At 53.7% G+C, this 671-nt stretch carries 1 protein-coding gene; it reads right to left on the minus strand.

Going from position 1 to position 671, the window contains the following annotated elements:
• Positions 1-671: NAD(P)/FAD-dependent oxidoreductase (locus tag COY37_RS01150; protein ID WP_286975608.1), on the minus strand; the 671-nt coding region annotated here is incomplete at both ends.

Genomic DNA, 671 nt, shown 5'->3' on the forward strand with positions numbered 1-671 from the left:
CGAATATCCCGTCGGCCGGAACCTCTTTCTCTTCACCGGTTTTAACGTTTTTTACCGTAACGCCTGAGACCAACCCGTCGCCCGAGACCGCCGTAATAACCGAATCGAGCAAGAAATCGACCTTCTCGTTATCGAACGCCCGCTTCTGGACGATCTTATCCGCCCTGAGCTGGTCTCTTCTATGGACTATAGTTACCTGGCTTGCAAATTTTGTCAAATACAAGGCTTCCTCGACCGCCGAGTTGCCGCCGCCGATGACCATAACCTTCTTATTGCGGAAGAAGGGACCATCGCATGTGGCGCAATACGAAATACCGCGGCCGGTTAACTCTTGCGCACCGGGTACGTCCAACCTGCTCGGGCGAACGCCGGTTGTAATAATGACGGCCTTGGCGCCGAACTCGCCGTTTGGGGTGACGATTTTCTTCACCGGCCCGCTAAAATCGACCGATGTCACCTCGACCATATCCAGCTCAAGCCCAAACTCCTGGGCCTGTTCGCGCATTTTATCCGTAAGCTCGAAACCGGAAATTCCCTTCGGAAAACCGGGATAGTTTTCGATTATATCCGTGATGGATGTCTGTCCTCCAACAACTTCTTTTTCGAAAAGTCGTACTTTAAGCATCGAGCGCGCCGCATAAAGACCGGCCGTAAGACCGGCAGGGCCGCCG

It is taken from the genome of Candidatus Aquicultor secundus, from assembly GCF_002791875.1.
GTDB lineage: Bacteria > Actinomycetota > Aquicultoria > Aquicultorales > Aquicultoraceae > Aquicultor_A > Aquicultor_A secundus.